Annotated in this window: 18 protein-coding genes; 10 read left to right on the top strand and 8 right to left on the bottom strand. The window is 49.0% G+C overall.

Annotation, left to right across the window (positions count from 1 at the left end):
- The first annotated feature begins 25 nt into the window (after positions 1-25).
- Positions 26-1,207, top strand: coding sequence for a globin domain-containing protein (locus ACTS9Y_RS07880; protein WP_442585399.1), 1,182 nt, complete (start codon positions 26-28; stop codon positions 1,205-1,207).
- A 224-nt stretch (positions 1,208-1,431) separates the two neighbouring features.
- A complete protein-coding gene (locus ACTS9Y_RS07875; RefSeq protein ID WP_442585398.1) occupies positions 1,432-3,279 on the top strand; it encodes a GGDEF domain-containing protein in 1,848 nt (615 codons plus the stop codon).
- Between the two features lie 351 nt (positions 3,280-3,630).
- Here the strand turns inward: ACTS9Y_RS07875 and ACTS9Y_RS07870 are convergent, their stop codons facing one another.
- Together ACTS9Y_RS07870 and ACTS9Y_RS07865 are read right to left on the bottom strand one after the other, a co-directional pair.
- Entirely contained in the window at positions 3,631-4,626 is a 996-nt protein-coding gene (locus tag ACTS9Y_RS07870; RefSeq protein ID WP_442585397.1) for a hypothetical protein, read from the bottom strand.
- A 92-nt stretch (positions 4,627-4,718) separates the two neighbouring features.
- A complete protein-coding gene (locus tag ACTS9Y_RS07865) occupies positions 4,719-4,931 on the bottom strand; it encodes a DUF3309 family protein (protein WP_442585396.1) in 213 nt (70 codons plus the stop codon).
- Positions 4,932-5,605: 674 nt separating this feature from the next.
- Between ACTS9Y_RS07865 and ACTS9Y_RS07860 the strand changes: the two genes are divergently transcribed.
- Positions 5,606-6,115, top strand: a complete 510-nt coding sequence (locus ACTS9Y_RS07860) for a DUF6232 family protein (RefSeq protein WP_442585395.1) — start codon at positions 5,606-5,608, stop codon at positions 6,113-6,115.
- Between the two features lie 84 nt (positions 6,116-6,199).
- Here the strand turns inward: ACTS9Y_RS07860 and ACTS9Y_RS07855 are convergent, their stop codons facing one another.
- A complete protein-coding gene (locus ACTS9Y_RS07855) occupies positions 6,200-6,613 on the bottom strand; it encodes a CBS domain-containing protein (protein ID WP_442585394.1) in 414 nt (137 codons plus the stop codon).
- A gap of 164 nt (positions 6,614-6,777) precedes the next feature.
- Positions 6,778-7,983, bottom strand: a complete 1,206-nt coding sequence (locus ACTS9Y_RS07850; protein WP_442585393.1) for a zinc-dependent alcohol dehydrogenase — start codon at positions 7,981-7,983, stop codon at positions 6,778-6,780.
- Positions 7,984-8,280: 297 nt separating this feature from the next.
- Here ACTS9Y_RS07850 and ACTS9Y_RS07845 point away from each other — a divergent pair, with 297 nt between their 5' ends.
- Entirely contained in the window at positions 8,281-8,808 is a 528-nt protein-coding gene (locus ACTS9Y_RS07845; protein WP_442585392.1) for a DUF4142 domain-containing protein, read from the top strand.
- Positions 8,809-8,953: 145 nt separating this feature from the next.
- Here ACTS9Y_RS07845 and ACTS9Y_RS07840 read toward each other — a convergent pair whose 3' ends face one another.
- The 4 genes from ACTS9Y_RS07840 to ACTS9Y_RS07825 form a co-directional block, all read right to left on the bottom strand.
- On the bottom strand, positions 8,954-9,445 hold the full coding sequence (locus tag ACTS9Y_RS07840) for a TIR domain-containing protein (RefSeq protein ID WP_442585391.1): 492 nt from the start codon (positions 9,443-9,445) through the stop codon (positions 8,954-8,956).
- A gap of 142 nt (positions 9,446-9,587) precedes the next feature.
- Positions 9,588-10,175 carry an SLOG domain-containing protein gene (locus ACTS9Y_RS07835; protein ID WP_442585390.1) on the bottom strand — a complete coding sequence of 196 codons (588 nt, stop codon included), beginning with the start codon at positions 10,173-10,175 and terminating at the stop codon, positions 9,588-9,590.
- A gap of 2 nt (positions 10,176-10,177) precedes the next feature.
- Positions 10,178-11,320, bottom strand: a complete 1,143-nt coding sequence (locus ACTS9Y_RS07830) for a toll/interleukin-1 receptor domain-containing protein (RefSeq protein ID WP_442585389.1) — start codon at positions 11,318-11,320, stop codon at positions 10,178-10,180.
- Between the two features lie 350 nt (positions 11,321-11,670).
- Complete coding sequence (locus tag ACTS9Y_RS07825) at positions 11,671-11,826, bottom strand: DUF3309 family protein (protein ID WP_442585388.1); 156 nt, start codon at positions 11,824-11,826, stop codon at positions 11,671-11,673.
- A gap of 598 nt (positions 11,827-12,424) precedes the next feature.
- On the opposite strand from ACTS9Y_RS07825, the gene ACTS9Y_RS07820 reads away from it, so the two are divergent.
- The 6 genes from ACTS9Y_RS07820 (at position 12,425) to ACTS9Y_RS07795 (ending at position 18,052) form a co-directional block, all read left to right on the top strand.
- Positions 12,425-12,997 carry a hypothetical protein gene (locus ACTS9Y_RS07820; RefSeq protein ID WP_442585387.1) on the top strand — a complete coding sequence of 191 codons (573 nt, stop codon included), beginning with the start codon at positions 12,425-12,427 and terminating at the stop codon, positions 12,995-12,997.
- A 522-nt stretch (positions 12,998-13,519) separates the two neighbouring features.
- Positions 13,520-14,383: an STAS domain-containing protein gene (locus ACTS9Y_RS07815; RefSeq protein ID WP_442585386.1), complete on the top strand. Its 864-nt coding sequence runs from the start codon at positions 13,520-13,522 to the stop codon at positions 14,381-14,383.
- Positions 14,384-14,392: 9 nt separating this feature from the next.
- Complete coding sequence (locus ACTS9Y_RS07810) at positions 14,393-14,746, top strand: STAS domain-containing protein (RefSeq protein ID WP_442585385.1); 354 nt, start codon at positions 14,393-14,395, stop codon at positions 14,744-14,746.
- A 40-nt stretch (positions 14,747-14,786) separates the two neighbouring features.
- A complete protein-coding gene (locus tag ACTS9Y_RS07805) occupies positions 14,787-15,203 on the top strand; it encodes an anti-sigma regulatory factor (RefSeq protein WP_442585384.1) in 417 nt (138 codons plus the stop codon).
- A complete protein-coding gene (locus ACTS9Y_RS07800) occupies positions 15,200-16,213 on the top strand; it encodes an ATP-binding SpoIIE family protein phosphatase (RefSeq protein ID WP_442585383.1) in 1,014 nt (337 codons plus the stop codon). The genes ACTS9Y_RS07805 and ACTS9Y_RS07800 overlap by 4 nt, the downstream gene beginning before the upstream one ends.
- A 6-nt stretch (positions 16,214-16,219) precedes the next feature.
- A complete protein-coding gene (locus ACTS9Y_RS07795) occupies positions 16,220-18,052 on the top strand; it encodes an ATP-binding protein (protein WP_442585382.1) in 1,833 nt (610 codons plus the stop codon).
- Positions 18,053-18,071 lie beyond the last annotated feature (19 nt).

Genomic DNA, 18,071 nt, shown 5'->3' with positions numbered 1-18,071 from the left:
TGCATAATATAAAAAGGAGAAAGACATGTTTTCTGAAACCGCAGTACCTTATATCAAAGCCAGTGTGCCTGTGTTACGCGAGCATGGTGTCCAGATCACCACCGTGTTCTATGCCAATCTGTTCAAGGCGCACCCGCAACTCTTGAATGTATTCAATATGCGTAACCAGGCCGATGGCACGCAGCAACAATCACTGGCGGCAGCGGTGTTTGCCTATGCCGCCAACTTCGAGAATCCTGCAGCGCTGGCCCCGGTAATCACCCGCATTGTGCATAAACATGCTTCGCTAGGTATCACTGCCGATCTTTACCCGATTGTAGGCACCCATCTACTAGGCGCCATTAAAGAAGTATTGGGCGACGCGGCAACCCCGCCGCTGCTGGACGCCTGGGCTGAAGCCTATGGCGCACTCGCCAATGCCCTGATCGCTGAAGAAAAAAACCTGTATGGCAACACCACTGCACCGGGCGACCTGACGCAAATGCGGGTGGCAGACATCATCACGCAAAGCCCTACCGCCAAAACGTTCAGGTTACAGCCGCTGAACCAGGCTGCGCTACCCGCTTATATTCCCGGGCAATACATCAGCGTCTATGTCACTTTTGCCGATGGTCAACGCCAGCCACGACAGTACAGCCTGTCTGATGCGCCGGGGAAAAACAGCTTGTCGATTACGGTCAAAAAAGAATCACTCACCGGCGCGGCTGCAGACAAATCCGTCTCCAACTGGCTGCATGACAATCTCAAAGTTGGGGATAGCCTGCAAATAAGCCACCCTTACGGTGAGTTTGCAATAAATGCGCTGCACGACAAGCCTGTCGTCATGCTGGCGGCAGGCGTTGGCATCACCCCCATGATCGCGGCACTGAACCATCTGGCCACAGTGAATCCACAGCAGGTGGTCCATTTGTTGTACGCAGTGCGCTCGCCAGAGGAATACTTGCACCGCGCGGATATTGAACAGGCGATCAAAGCGATGCCGCAGTTGAAATTCAAGCTGTATACCAGCCAGGCAGCAGATGATGCCCAGGGCAGGCTGACCATTGACGATATTCCGCAGGCAGTGCTGAAAAGTGCAGAGATTTATATGTGCGGGCCAACAGGCTTCATGCAGACGCAGAAGCAGCGTCTGGTCGAAGCGGGCGTAGCCGCCTCGCGTATCCATAAAGAAGTATTCGGGCCAGATTTATTAGAAGCTTTGGTGTAACGCTCAAGACAAAGGCCTCTCAACCGGGGCCTTTGTTTTGTCCAGCGATCACCCTGGGGGCGTGCTTTCAGGCATTAACATATTCGATGCAATTTTGAATCTTTTGTGAAAACGCCAGAAATACCGGTTTTCGGTTTAAGTTAACGGACTTTCCTTACGTTATTGCTAGTGGATTGTAATCAAAAGACAAGTCAGCAATGCTCGCCCTCAAAAAGAATGCCCCTATGGATAGAACAACACAATCAATTGCAAACCTGGCTTACAGCTGGGGCGCCAAGTGGGGCGACGATCAGCGCAGGTTATTTGAGAGTAGCCGTGATGAGCACTCGCGGGTCATTCTGGATATCCTGATCAATCGCAACCTGACCTCGGTCTACCAGCCCATAGTGTCATTACAGAGCGCGGATATTTATGGCTTTGAGGGCTTGGTTCGCGGCCCGGCGACAACCAGCCTGCACGCGCCACTGGATTTATTTGATGCGGCCAAAGAACAACTTTTTTTGCCGGAAATGGAGCATCTGAGCCGCCAGATCGTGCTGGAAAATTATGCGGCCACCTGCAAAACGCGTAAGTTATTCCTCAACAGCACACCGGAAATGCTGTTAATGTCGGCACCTAACAAAGGTGAAACCCTGGCCTATCTGGCTACCCTGGGGCTGGAACCCAAGCAGATCATCATTGAAGTCACCGAACAAACGCGCAATATGGATTATGGCCTGTTGCGCGAGGCGGTACAGTACTACCGTAATATCGGCTTTGAGATCGCGATGGATGACCTCGGCGAGGGTTTTTCCAGCTTGCGTTTATGGTCTGAGCTCAAGCCGGACTACGTCAAAATTGATAAGCACTTTATCCGTAACATCCAGCAGGACCAGGTCAAGTTCGAGTTTGTCCGCTCTATCCAGCAGATCGCACAGAACTCCGGCGCCAAGGTGATCGCCGAAGGCATAGAAGCCTATGAAGAACTCTGCATTATCAAAGACCTGAAGATTGATTTTGGCCAAGGCTATTACCTGGGCCGGCCGGAGCCTGAGCCGATACTGTCGATTGATGCAGAAGTCAAAAAACAACTGGTGAGGAACACGCTGCACCTTTACCAGAATAATTATGTGGCACTCGACCACCGTTCCAACGTGAACAAGTTACTGAAATACATCCCGCCGATTCCGGCCGATATGACCAATAATGAAGTCATGCGCCTGATTGAAGCCGACAATAGCATCCATATGCTGCCAGTGGTGGATGGCGAGACCCCGATCGGGCTGATTACCCGCTATGCCATGATAGACAACCTGGCGCGGCCTTTCCGCCGCGAGCTATATGGCAATCGCCGCTGTTCAGATACTTTTATGGATGCCCATCCGCTGATCGTGGAAAAGTCCATGAGCCTGAAGGCACTGAGTGACATCATCGCTGAAGAAGCACAACACTTCAGCAATGGCTTTATTATTACCGACAACGGCCGCTATCTGGGCATTGGTCGCGGGCAGGACCTGCTGCGTGAAGTCACGCAAATGCAGATCAACGCCGCCCGCTATGCCAACCCGATCACCCTGTTACCCGGCAACGTGCCTATCAATGAACAGCTCGAGCGCCTGCTAGCCTCTGAATGCAAATTCAGTGTCTGCTATTTTGATCTGGACACCTTTAAACCCTATAACGATATTTATGGCTTCCGCCGTGGCGATGAAATCATCAGCTACACCGCCAAGTTACTGCTCAACCATGTCGACCAGCATTTTGACTTTGTCGGCCATATTGGTGGTGATGATTTTATTGTGATCTTCCAGAGTGAGAACTGGCAGGAACGCTGCAAACAGATCCTGGCCAGCCTGGAAACTGACATTCCGGAATTTTATGATGCGGCGCACAAAGCCGCCGGTGGCATTGTGGCAGAAGACCGCCAGGGCAAAGTGGTGCAATACCCGTTTGTCAGCCTGTCTATTGGCGCAGTGAAAGTGAAACCCGGCAAATACAGATCACAACATGAGTTGTCTTCTGCAGTCAGCCTGGCGAAGAAACAGGCCAAAAAAATCATGGGTAACAGCCTGTTTATAGAGCGGAGAACTTAAAGCAATAAAGGCGAAGCATGCTTCGCCTTGATGAGTGAAGTACGTAATTAACGTACGAATAAAGCAATCAGGATAATGATTGGAATTGGGATACCAATAAAATACAGTAGCAATGAGCGCATATAACCTCCAGGTAAACAATCAATTTAGTTAAACAATCCATTTATTAAGATCGCCGTCAGCTAGTGCTTAAGCCCAAGACCCTCAGGCATAAGCACTTGAATCAGTTAGCGGACAAACAAGGCAATCAGAATAATCAGTGGAATAGGCACACCTAAAAAAAACAGTAGTAATGAACGCATGTTAGATCTCCTGCAAAAATTAAAATATCAAGTAGGCTGATGATGACAATTACGCATCACGGCAGCGGCCACCCCAAGTAGCAGCCAGGCTGGCTGAGAACGCACCGATCAGCAATGAAACAAACAACCACAAAGCAATGCCTACAGAAGCTTTGCGTGCTTTATCTGCAGCTTCTTTAGCTTTGGTTTCTACTTCTTTCGCTTTAGTCTGCACATTGGTATAAATCTCTTTCACTCGTGTTTCAGCTTCTTGCTGGGTCAGATTCGTGTGCTGTGAGATCAATTGCGCAACATAGGTGGCATCTTCAGCAGACAAATCACCATTAGCCAGTGAAGTGGCAAAAATACGGCCAACTTCAGCAGTTGGTACTTCTTGTGACTGCGTTGTGTTGGCTACTGCATGTGTATGTGCAGTATTGTGGCGGTCAGTCGCTGGGTCATGGTCAGGTGAATCTGTCACCGCCGCAGCATTTGATCTGAATAAGGCATCCACAAAATAGGCAGAGGCATCATTAGCCTGGTCGCCGGCTTCTTTACCGGCGCCACTGTGGACTGCTGCAACAGCACCGGCAGTCGCCGCACCACCTGCAACACTCGCCGTTGCCTGTACACCGGTGCTAACTACCGAGCCAATCACACTGGTCAACAGCGCAGCTGTAGCCAAGGTAGCAATGCCCCAGGCAATAAAGCCATGCGCTGTATCACGGAAGTAGACTTCATCCGCGTCAGTATCTTGCCATTTGACACGCAAGCGGCCAGTCAGATAACCACCCAAGCCTGAAGCTAGCGCTTGTGTCACGGTGATCCAGATAATGGCAGCAATACCAAAAGTCGCGGCTGTCACACCATCATGCGCCCATGGCGAAATGGAAGATAAACCCAGTCCGGTGCCAAGCAGGAAAAGAATCAGGGAAAGTACCGCAGCGGCGACCGCCCCCAGCAGGATGGCAGACCAGGAAATGGCACTGCCATTGACCGTACTCACAGGAGTGAGATTATTTGTGCGACCCGCTGACGGGTCAGTGGATAAGATAGCTTGTGCCATGATGTAGCTCCATAAATTTATAATTAAGTTTTTCTTTCAACCTGATACATCTCACTTCAGCACCTGAATAAACCGGAACAATTATCCCAGTATTAAATCAGGCCTATCAGCGACAAAATCAGCAATAGAACAAGTGCTGAACCAATAATCCCAATCGGGTAATAACCCCATTTGGTGTTGTACGGCCATGCTGGCATTGCAAAAAATAAAGCTACGATAAGTAGCCCGATCAACACATCCCCAACCATGATCCCTCCACAAATCACATAAATTAATAGAAGATTGCACTGTTTGGTTGCGGACATGACACAAGGTAAAAACCGCAACCATTTCACTACTTATTTCATCGCCAGGTATCGTGTTTCATACCCGTTTGAATGAATCTCAATCATGCGGATTTATAAGTGGGGGCTCCATAGAATTTATACTGAATTTTTTGTAGGAATCGTCGGACGCGCGCAGCGGCCTTAGAGTTAAATAAGCGACGAGTGAATGGCTCGCGCTTAAAGTTTGCTGAAAGTCATTGTTGGAAAATAAGCTAATACTCGAGGACGTGCACTTTGGTTTGCTGACGAGATAATTTTAGAAAACTACGGCAGCCTTAGTATTTCGTGTCGCGTTGTGCTGATTTGGCTTTGGAAAAGGATTAAAGCTTCATGTGTATGTCATAAACGCCATGCTAAATAATGGTTCATGCTGCTTACGTCGTGCAAAAAACAGGAAAAATCGCCCTTCCTGCAATTTATGTATTAAAAGAAGGTGTGCTTGTTAAAAAATAGGCGTATATTAAGGATTCACTTCTCGAAAGCAGTACTGAAAATTCTCCTCTTTGTAGCCGTGTGAGGCCTTCCACCTGAGTAGTTGTCCTAAGTATTCGTTTTAAATTTCCCTCTCGTGCTCCCCTAGTAGTTCGTTTACTTCTGCAGCATGCGATTGATTTCGCTGATTAACGTAACACGCTGTGCGCGTGGGCGTATAAGTGGTTGCTGCTTTATTCATCCATTCTTCTCCCCCGCTTTCACCTAGTAAAGGTCAAGTTATGGATGAAAATATATTGTTTAATCATGCTGATATAAAAATCAGCCCCCAGCGGCTAAATGTGCATGGCAAAACCTATGCTATTTCAGATATTCATTTCGTTGAATCACGATTGGTAGAACCAAAGCGAATCGCTGCGCTGATTTTGTTTTTTACCGGCGTGGCATTGTTGCTTGATGAAGGCAGTTTATTTGCCCTGGGCGGCTTTTGTGTTTTGCTAGGAGTGGTATTCTGGGTTTCTGGTGGCACCAAGTATTCAGTGCTGATTCACACAGCGGCCGGAGAACATCGCGTGGTCACCAGCAATGACCGTTTGTTCACTGAAAAAGTGATCCATGCGCTGGATACAGCCATGTTGAATGATGCCCAGCCTAAAGTGATCAATGTGCCATCAGCGGCTGAAACGACTTTCAGGGAAAGCAACAAAGATATTAGCTTTGGCGCTTCGTAAAAACTTTATCTGAAGCCAGCTTTAGCTCAGGCCTGTGCATGCTTAAGACAGACCTGAGACTTATGCGAGTCAGCGCTTACCGCTTCAAGCGGGTTCAGATATACCGGCTAACGCTTCTGTGGCTGCATGCTGATCAGTCAAAGCCAAGTCTGCCAGCGAAACAATCCCCACCAGGTGATGCTCATGATTGAGCACCGGTAATCTGCGCACCTGAAACTGCTTCATACAACGCGCAGCATCTTCTACCGTCTGGTCTTCAAACATATATCTCGCTTCAGTGCCCAACAACTGGCTAATACGGGTGTCATCCAGTGACAAGCCTCTCGCTACCGCACGAATGGTGATGTCGCGATCTGACAACATGCCGATCAATTCGCCATTGTCACAAATAGGCAAGATGCCTAAATCATGTTCCAGCATGGTTTTAGCCGCAGCGCGCAAAGTGTCATTGGGGGAGGCGACAATCACTTCCGGGGTCATTATCTGGCCTATCAGCATATTATTTCCTTATCAAATGTCTATGTGCCAGCTTTTAGAGGTAGAAGTTAAAGCACCGTTAAGCAATAGTTTAATGGCCAAAGCGCCGACAAATTATCCGTGCACGGCTGATAGCCGCGTCAGACATTGATGTAAATGCACGCAGATTCATCTGACAAAGCCACTTAATCGACCGTCACCAGTTGCTTGCTATCCATGGCTTTCGCACCGGGGATCAACACCACTTTGCGGCAGTTCTCTTCTTTTTTGTTAAAGATGTCATAGCCTCTGGCAGCATCTTCCAGCGACATTCTGTGGGTAATGATATCGGCGGGTTGCAACCTGCCCTCTTCAATATCCTCTAGCAACTCGCCCAGATATTGATGCACATGCGTCTGGCCCATTTTGAAAGTAATGCCTTTATCAAAAGCATCGCCTAATAAAAAGCCATGGATAAAGCCTGAGTAAACACCAGGGATGCTGATAATGCCGCCACGGCGGGTGGCTGCGATACATTGACGCAAGACCTGGCCGCTGCTGGTTTCGAGTTTTAGCGTAGTCAGCGTGGTTTCAATCAAACTGCCTTTGGCCTCAAACCCCACAGCATCTATGCAGGCATCTACGCCCCGGTAGCCGGTCTGCTGGATGATCAGATCAGCGGGGTCCTCATTCTCATCAAAATTAATGCTGATAGTGTCATAAGCTTCCTGGGCAAAATCCAGGCGATACTGGTGATGGTCAACCATGAATATGGTTTCTGCCCCCATCATGCGAGCACAGGCAGCCGCCATCAGCCCGACTGGCCCGGCGCCAAAAATGGCGATGGTAGAACCTGGCACAATGTCTGCATTCAATACCGCCTGATATCCGGTAGGCAGAATATCGGTGAGAAATAACACCTGTTCATCGGCCAGCGAACCAGGCACTTTAAACGGGCCGACATTGCCATGCGGCACACGCACCAGCTCAGCCTGCCCGCCAGGTACGCCACCATACAGGTGGCTATAGCCAAACAACGCAGCTGGCGGTTTGATATCTTTTTTATTGAGCGATGCGCCCTGATCAGGATTGGTGGTTTCGCACGCAGCATACTGGCTTTTTTCACAGAAAAAACAGTGACCACAGGCAATCACAAACGGGATGATCACACGATCGCCTTTTTTCACATTGGTGACCGCAGGCCCTGCATCTTCCACTACCCCCATAAACTCATGGCCGAGAATATCGCCCTCTTTCACTTCGGGGATTTTGCCGCGGTACAAGTGCAGATCAGAGCCGCAAATAGCGGTTGCTGTCACGCGCAAAATCACGTCATCTTCGCTGGTGAGGATAGGGTCAGGGACGTTCTCTACTCGAACATCGTTGCTTCCATGGTAGGTCAGTGCACGCATAGTGGATCCTTTAAAGTTGAAATGTAGGTGTATGGCGAGAAGTAATGCTTCACCATGCCGAATGAATGGCTCAACTTTAAAGAGCACAAGAAATATGCAGAAGCCTGTTATCTCTGATTGTTTTGTAGGTATCGCTAATTCACAGAGCGGATTGAATGGCGACAAAAATGCATCGTTAGCGCTTCTGTGAGCCCTTGATTCAAACTCGCTGACAAGTGAATCAGAGTGGCACTGACGTTGTACTCACAAGTTTCGACTTACACTGATTTCCAGTTCAACCATAAAAAGGAAATCGCCATGCATTCAGTTAAACGTTTAATGTTGGGTTCAGCTTTATTAGGCTTGCTGTGTATGAGCCTGCAGGTGAATGCCAAAGATATTACTTCTTCCGATAAGCGGTTTTTGAAAAATGCTGCCGAGGCGGGTAATTATGAGGTGGAGGGCAGCCAGCTGGCGCTTAAAAAATCCAAAGACGCAGAGATACAGAAATTTGCAAAAATGATGACGGAAGACCATACACAGGCTGCTGCCAAAGTGAAAGCGCTCGCCGCCCAGCGCGGTGTGGAACTGCCCAAAGAACCTAGCCTGATACAACAGGCAAAACTCAAATACCTGGAAACCAGAGAAGGCAGCAAATTTGATAAAAGTTATGCTGCTGGCATAGGCGTGGCTGCGCATGAGCAGGCCGTAAAACTATTTGAAGACGCAGCAGAAGATGCAACCGATACGGAAATCAAAAAGTTTGCGGCGGATACTTTGCCGGTATTGAAAAAGCATCTGGAAGAAGCCAAAAAAATTGATGCCCGCGTGAACAAAGATGATTAACACGCAAAGTTAAAAACATGTTTAATTCAGCATACGCTGACTTTTTAATGCGTTGACTTTTCATCATCAGCGATACACGATTGCCCTTACTTCATGCATTTGAGTCAGGGCAATTGTTTAAGCGCAAGAGCACAGCAAGCAGTGGTTATCTTGGCCTGGCGGCAATGGCAGCCTCAATCCAGCCCTCCAGATGCTCACTGATATAGGCATAGACTTCTTTACTATCCGCACCCGGCGGATCGTAAGTCTGGATGGTGGCAGATAATGGCCTGCCATCCGGCAAGGTCAGGGCAGCGAAAGGATCAGGCCCGGCCTTGGAAACCTGCTGTTGCTGATCGAGCAACTTGTGGATGCGTATGCCTAATATGCCTTTGCCACTATTCAACGACTGTTCAATCTCGTAACTCACCCAGCGGCTAGCGGCAGTGTCGGCGCCAATGAGCACAATCGTGCAGCTACGTCCATTCAGCTGGTCGTCGATCCAGCGCATGATGGCTGCCTCATCACCGCGCTTAACGCTTTCCCATGTGTTATCCCTGGCCGCCTGATTGCCTTCCACTACGCCGATATTGCGTACCATGGAAGCACGCCAGCAATCGCTGTCGTAATCGAAACTATAAAAAACCCTGCGCGCCATACCCAACCCTGTGAAATTTAAAGCTCTAGTAGCATAAACCGAATGGCGCTGAATATCTAATGGAAGATATTGTATGTGGCCGGTGAAAGCCATAGCGAAAATGAAAGTTGTGAATACTGTGGATGATTAAATACAGCAGGCGTTACTGCATCGCCCGGATATTAGGATAAGAAAAATGCGTATGAAACAGGCGTGCAAAATCGATATCGGCCAAATCTGTCTGTGTGCCATAGCCGTGGTCTAGTGCCAGCGTTAAGGCCGCACCGCCAGGAGAGGGGACCGGTAACACGCTGGCGTCAGGATGGTAATATTTAAAGATCGCATGTTCGGTTTCCACCCCCTCCATACCACCGATAAACACGGCACCGGTCAGGTCCTGGCGAGAAAGCATTTCCTTGCGCATATGCAATACGCTGGCTTCACGGTCACCGGCCACCGCATCAGTAAAAATCACATTCCCGAATTTGCGGTTCTCTTCAGGATAATCATCTGCAAAAAACCTGCTCTGGTATAACACTACCGCTTCGGCATAATCTACGCCCAGATCTTCACAAATGCTCCATAGCATGGGCGTGATCGCCGGGTGCCCGCCCCAGATGATTCGATGCTGGCGGATCACCGAGATGACCATTTCACGTACCGCGCACTGGATCAGGAAAGGATTGGCGGTCTCGTGATAGGTGCCGCGGTGTGTCAATGGCACGCTGGCGGAAAGAAAAATCGCCCCCATGTTTAATGCCCCCACTTTGCAAATTGTGTGCCGGCTTCCGTGGCCTTGATCCAGCTGGTAGCGCGCGCATGCGTCTTTAGCCAGTCCAGATGCTGCAGCCCCTCCTGATTCAGGCCCACCGGGTCGTAAATCACTGCGGCCGACTGACTTGGTGTATGCGTGTATGCTTCCTCAAGATTAAAGGGGATAGGCACCCCTGCGGTTGGGTACACGGTCAATTGTTCGCGGTTAGGTAATTGCACATGTACGGCTTTGTGTGCACTCACGCCCAGTATTTTGCCGCCTATGGCCTGGATAGCGATGCGGATACTGCTCAGCAGGTTGACCGAGCGCACCGCATGGTTCTGGCTGCGGACTTCTTCAAGTTGCTGGCAGATACGAGCCAGCGCATCCTCAGCCAAGCGGCGGGGATCAGCTGTCATATCGGTTGCCGACAGTTTTACGATGCTCGCGGTCGCTGACCTTAGCGTAGCCACCGCATCGGGCCAGCTCACTTTCAGCACACTGATGCCTTTGGCTAGCACCCGGCCAAACTCGGCATTGGTCCAGCGGTTGTCAAAATAGGTAGGCGTGTCCAGCATCAGCAATACATCTGAATCGTACAGGCGATGCCAGGAAAGAGCTTCCACCTCTGCAGCTGGTGCCGTGCCCTGACTATCAAGAAAAACATCAAACTGCCGCTCCACCAGCGCATTAAACAGTTGCGTGGCGACTTCAGCAGCCTCATCGCGACGGTAACTGATGAACACCCGGCGTTGCCGGGCCAACAGACCGACACTTTCCAGCAAGGTAGTCGCAATCATTTCTGCGCCTGCAGCAGCATAGTTCAGGTAATTAAGGGGCCGTAATATTTCAGGCAACTCAATAGGTGCCTGATCCGCGGTGGAAACGACTGGCAACACTGGCACCCCGCGTTCTAGCAGCTCCTCAAGGTTGGCCATATTCGCTTGAGGGCCAGCAAAAAAGACAGCCGCAGCAGGTTGCAGTTGGTGCGGTTTAAAGGTGGCTGGCAAAATTTCCCAAGCCACATCTTGGCCCAATCGGAGATTAAACGTTGCTAAAATTTGAGCAATCACTTCACTGAGCGCACTGATTTGAGTCTGTGACGGCGCGCCAAGCACCGCGAGTTGATACAGCAAAGTCATAGCAGGGCATTCATTTTACTGATCGTTCAAAGGAGTAATGCAGCGACCTGATCTTCTTAATGCTTACCATCTTAATGCTTGCATGAATGCTTATCATCATATTTCACACCGTTTATTGATTAATTACACCCACTTCACGACGCGTTTGCTGAACGCTACACTTGCAAAATCTACCTCACAAAAATCAACAATCTCTAGTCGCGTACAAAATGATTCCATGAAACCAATCATGCTAGTTTCACTTTGGCCTAAATAGTCACTCAATGCTGATACACGCGTAAGAATCGTCAGACAAGCCTCAAGACGCACGTACGACCAGGACCATGACATGCTGGCAGCACCCTGCAGGCTTAGATCACACCCACCACGGCCAGGGCGATCAACAGGATCAATAAAGCACTTGTCACCCAAGTCGGGCAATATCCCCACTTTGCGCTATAAGGCCAGGCCGGCAACAATGCAAATAATGCGACGATATTACTTCCGATCAAAAGAGTACCCAGCATGATGTGCTCCTGATATCAAGCCATCACTCCCGATTGCACGAGAAATTTTAGCTTTTTATTCAAATGGATAGCTATGAAGTATGGATAAAGGCAGCAGAAAACTCTATCCAGCAATCACTGAGACTGGTGTAAGAATCGGTTACCGGCATAGTGAAAAAACAGGATTCAGGACTTTTTATCAATGTTGCTACACGCTTAAAATACTTTGGGTAAAAAAAGACTCGAGGGGTGGGTCTCGAGTTTAAGGTTGCTTTTTACTTATTTAAACTTTGAACTCTAAACATGCATGATCCAAGCAATTTGTGATTTCATATGCTGCCTCGAAAGCTCACGTACTCCCTCTTAAACTTTTGCAACGTTTAGATGCTCAAGCTTAAATTCCCGCAAGCATTCTGTCTATTCCACAAACATGGAATAGACCACCCCTCGGCAAGATGGTGTAATTGCCATCAATCAGCGCTGACTGTGATATCTCAGCCATTTTATTTTTAACTTTCAAACCCGTTTTCAATTTCATTCCGGCAACACTAAAAGCTAAACCAGTCCATGATTGCGATGGCAGTCAGGCATCAAAAAAAGCGTACAGGATGAATGCACTATGAACGAATTACGCATCACACAGGATAAGCGCGCGTTAAACACATTACCAGTATTGGCACTTTCGCTATTTACTTGCCCCACAGTCGCGTTTTACTTGATCACGGGACTCTCTTCTCTCACACAGGCAGCCGTCATTTCGACCCTGGTGACAACCGCGTGGGTGGCTTGGGAGGCATATATTGCCTCTAACAGATATGTTTTAATCAGCCGATCGCGCAGGCAAATCACCATCGTCAGCATGAATCTTTTTGGCACTCCAAGAATGAGACTGTTCCCTGTTAATCATTTCAATGCGGTCAGGTCTTACATCACGGCAGGCAATACAGCGAGAAATGTGGTTGAACTTGTCACCAATGATGGTAAGCGTGGCTTGGTCTTATGCAGTTTTTCCAACGCTAGTGGCAAAAAACCCTGGTCATTTGCGTTTGAGACTGAAAATCCGCATGCGGCAAATTTGGCAAATACGGTGTCAGCATTTATGCCTGTGAAAAACCTTGGCTTCCTTGGGCGGAAGTTGGAAAGCCCTTCTGTCGAAAACAATGAGGGCAGTTTTTTCAGCAGGATTTTCTAGTGGCGTGCATCGCACTGAACAAGCTGCTTCATGGTTGTTATGTAAACATTGCCTGTCTTTAAATAGTGATCTAGTCCTTTTAAGCGCTCACCTTCTTTAAAATAGCAGAAATGAATGCCAGGCTTTTTCCTGCCAATACTACCTGTGCCGATGGCTGATTATCTGCAATCCGGTAGATAAAACACCCAAGCCTATCATCGTAAAAACACTTGCTGTCTTAAAACGGGTTTCGTTTACATAGCCAGTATCAGCACGGGCAGCACAATTCTGCCAACGCAAAAGATCACACGATTAGAGCAATATGCGTGATCAAAAACCACCTGCTAAAAAATAAATCATGACACATTCATTATCGCGTGAATAAATAATGAAGCATGGGGAATTTCAATAATTCCCTTAAAGGGACAAAACCAGATAGACTGCCTGTTTAGCAGTTATTTTTCAGTCTAGAAATAAAAAAATTTAGTGCTTTTTTAAAGATCGGGTAATCCATTTACCGGCAACCGAACAACGGAGATAAAAATGAGTCAGGACTCAACATTGCAACTCGCACAAGTGATTAAAGGGAATGAAGAAGCCTTGGTTGATGAATTGATTTTAGCCATGAAAGCCAAGATCATTCGCTTCGACAAATTGGCAGAATCAGAAATACGCCAGCAGGCAGCACAGCTATTAAACCTGCTGGAAACCAACATCCCAAAAACGACGATTCATAATCTGAACGAGGCAATTTGGGCGGAAACAAAACAGTTATTGACTGAGTTTTCACAGTCCAGGGTGAAACAGGGATTTTCACCGGCTGAAACCGCCGGCTTTATCTTCTCTTTTAAAGAGCCTATTTTCAAACTGCTGCGCAAGGTGCTTTCAAATAATGCCCAGCAACTGGCTGAGGAGATGGCCACCACCACGGCCTTGTTTGATAATCTGGGCCTGTTCACCATTGAGGTCTATCAAAAAGCCCGTGAGCAAATCATTCTGCGCCAGCAACAAGAACTGCTAGAGCTATCCACACCCGTAGTGCAACTATGGCAAAACGTGCTGGCCTTGCCACTGATTGGCACCCTGGATAGTGCAAGGACCCAGGTTGTGATGGAAAACCTGCTGCAAAAGATCGTCGAGACCGGCGCACTGATCGCCATTATTGATATCACTGGTGTGCCGACTGTCGATACCCTGGTCGCTCAACATCTGCTCAAGACCATCGCCGCTGCCCGCCTGATGGGTGCAGATTGTATTATCAGTGGCATCCGTCCGCAGATTGCCCAAACCATCGTGCATCTGGGTGTGAATCTGGAAGATGTGATCACCAAAGCCACCCTGGCGGATGCGTTTGTCATCGCGCTGAAGAAAACCGGGGCCTCTGTCACTAATCCGTTAGCGGTTTAAGGGGAAACCATGGAACGCATTCCAATCCTGAGGATGGGCACATTGTTGCTTGTCACTATTCAGGTCGATATGCATGACCGTCTGGCCATGACATTGCAGGAAGACCTGACCGATCGCATTGTGAAAGACCGCGCCAAAGGTGTATTGATCGATATTTCTGCGCTGGATATCGTTGATTCATTTATTGGCCGCATGATCAGTAATACCGCGGCCATGGCTAAGATCCTGGATGCAAAAACCGTGGTGGTTGGCATGCAGCCTGCGGTTGCCATTACGCTGGTTGAGCTGGGGCTTGCTTTAGAAGGCGTGATCACCGCGCTCAATATTGAACGCGGTATTGCCATGTTAGAACAAAACGCATGAAAGGCGTTTTCTATGTAAAAAACCAACGCATGGTACTTCAATGAAAACAGCAGAGTCAGGCACCGTCGTGATGCCGTTGTACAGTGACGAAGATGTGGTCCGTTTACGAAAACTGGTACGTGAAGAATTAAGCGCTTTAGGCTTTGGTATTGTCGACCAGACCAAAATGATCACTGCCGCGAGCGAGCTCGCCCGTAATACGCTGAAATATGGCAAGGGTGGCGAATGTCATTTAAAAAAGCTGACTGAGTCTGTAAAAACGGGGGTTGAACTGTTATTCACAGACGATGGTCCAGGTATTGAGGACGTTGAACTGGCATTGACTGATGGCTATACCAGTGGTGGCGGTTTAGGGCTAGGCCTCAGTGGTGCAAAAAAACTTTCTGATGAGTTTCATCTGGAAACCCAACCCGGCAGCGGGACCCATGTAATCATTAGAAAATGGAAGTTCGCATGATGATTTTAGGAACACAGAGTTGCCATAATATTGGTGAGCTCAGCGAAGTTTCCTCTGTACGCAGAGCAGGCGCCGACATGAGCCGTAAACTGGGATTCGATGATATCCGGTCTGGTGAATTGGCGATTATCATCACTGAGGCGGCGACCAATATTGGCAAACACGCCAAATCGGGACAGATTTACCTGCGGCCGATTTCTGAAGGTAACAATCATGGCATAGAGGTGCTGGCAGTCGATTCCGGCCCTGGCATGCATAATGTGGCCATCAATTTTGAGGACGGCAATTCGTCCACTGGCACCTCCGGCACCGGCCTGGGCGCAATTAAACGCCTGGCCCATTTTATCGATATTTATTCTGAACACGATAAAGGGACGGTGCTACTGATGATCTTGTGGGCTGACCCTGAAATCATTTCGGAAAATGTCTGGGAGATTGGCAATATGTGCCTACCCATCGCGACAGAAGACGTTTGCGGCGACTCCTGGGTTGCCGTCGGCTCCAGAAATGAATTGAGCGTACTGATCGCCGATGGCCTGGGCCATGGCCAGGGCGCGGCGGATGCGTCTTTATTAGCGGTGAAAGCCTTGCAAGACAGTCCGGAATCGTTTCCAAATCGCATCATGCAAACCAGCCATCAGCTGATGCGTGGCAGCCGCGGCGCAGCGGTGGCTGTCGCCAAAGTGGATGTGGCCGCCAATGAGTTGCGCTATTGCGGCGTGGGCAATATTGCCGGCTGCATCATCGCGCCGGCAAGCCGCCAGCATCTGATCAGCCACAATGGTATTGTTGGTAACAATATGCATAAAACGCAGGAGTTTTTGCATAAATGGACGGAAGATGCCATTGTGATCATGCATTCGGATGGCATAGGCACAAAATGGTCGATGGATCAGTATCCTGAGCTAGAAAAACGCCATTCGTCAGTGATTGCAGCGGTGCTGCACCGGGATTTCACGCGCGGCAGGGATGACGCGACGATTGTGGTTTTCAAGCGCATTTTAAATTAGGCTCACATGTCGATTAGATTTCTCGCACTTGGTATCGAAAACGAATTTGATGTCCTGGCCGCCAGGCAGCGTGCGCGGGATATCGCGGCCATCTGTGGCTTTGCCTTGCAGGATCAGGCACGCATTTCAACCGCGGTTTCCGAGCTGGCAAGAAACGTCTATAACTATGTCGGCAAAGGCAGGATCGAGTATTCGATTGAAGGCTCAACTGCGCCGCAGCTATTAAAAATAGTGATCGAAGACAAAGGCCCCGGCATCCCGCATATCAAGGAAGTCCTGTCTGGCGGTTATCAATCGCCAACGGGCATGGGCCTGGGCGTGATAGGTGCAAAAAGGTTGATGGACAGGTTTGACATCACCACGGATAGCAGCGGCACAACCATTACATTGCGAAAGTTCCTGCCAGCCACTGCACCGTTGCTCACACCAGTCATGGTCGGCAGCTCTATCTCGGGGCTGGCTGAACTGGCGCCTAATATCTCATTATCTGAAGTACAGCATCAGAACCGCGAGTTATTGCGCACCCTGGATGAATTGAATGCCAGACAAAAAGAGCTGTTGTCACTGACGCAGGAACTGGAAGATACCAACCGTGGTGTGGTGGCGCTGTATGCAGAGCTGGATGAGAAAGCCAGCCATTTACGACGCGCAGACGAGTTAAAATCCAGATTCCTTTCCAACATGAGCCATGAGTTCAGGACGCCACTCAACTCGATCCGCGCACTGGCAAAACTGTTGCTGGATAAAATGGATGGCGAACTGACCACCGAGCAGGAAGTGCAGGTCCAATACATCCTTAAAGGCGCCGTTTCTTTAAGTGACCTGGTGAATGACCTGCTGGATATTGCCAAGATCGAAGCAGGCAAAACCGAAATAAAACCGACCACATTTTATGTCAGCGAAATGATCAGCGCCTTAAGAGGGATGCTGAAACCGCTATTAGTTTCTAACAAGCTGGCCCTCAATTTCATCTACCCTGAAGAAGATATCGAGCTGTTTCAGGATGAGCCCAAGATCTCGCAGATCCTGCGTAACTTCATCTCCAACTCGCTGAAATTTACCGAGGCTGGCAGCATTGATGTCAGCGTCTCCATCGCTAAAGATCAATGTGTGACTTTTGCGGTGAAAGATACCGGCCTGGGCATCTCCGAAGAACACCTGGAGCTTATTTTCGAGGAGTTCTCACAGGTAGAAAACCGCTTGCAAAAAGGAGTCAAAGGCACGGGCTTGGGCTTGCCACTGTGCAAAAACCTGGCCACTTTGCTCAAGGGAAAAGTCTCGGTCGAAAGTACGCTTGGCCTAGGCTCTACCTTTTCAGTGACGATACCCGCCCATTTCAAAGTCATCACTCCCGTTGAAGAGTCTATGCCGGTAGTCACGATTGCGGACAATCGCTTGCCGGTCATGATTATCGAAGACGAAGCCTACGAGCAACTCTTGTATGAACGCTACCTGGCAGACAGTGAATTTAAAGTCGTGCCCGCTCGCTCTTTGCGCGAGGCCAATGCCTTATGGGGCCACGTAAAGCCTGCAGCGGTGTTACTGGATATTCTGCTTAAAGGTGAAGATTCATGGCGCTGGTTATCAGACATGAAACAGGATGACCAACGCAAACATGTGCCGGTGATTATTGCCTCCAGCGTTGAAGATGAACGCAAAGGCCTGGCGTTGGGCGCAGATGCTTATTTTCACAAACCCTTACTCAAAACTGATTTGCTGGCCAGCTTGCGGGAGTTACTGCATCTGCAGCAGAGTGATACGATGGAGGCTTTAGTCAGCGCTAAAACTTCTGCCATAGACGCCCAGCATATGACATCAACATCGGACACCACAAAATGAGAGATTCTCAACCAAAAAC

It is taken from the genome of Methylophilus sp., assembly GCF_052173275.1.
In the GTDB taxonomy this organism is placed as follows: domain Bacteria; phylum Pseudomonadota; class Gammaproteobacteria; order Burkholderiales; family Methylophilaceae; genus Methylophilus.
The sequence above is the reverse complement of the archived record's forward strand: the minus strand, read 5'-3'. Positions and strand labels throughout refer to the sequence as shown.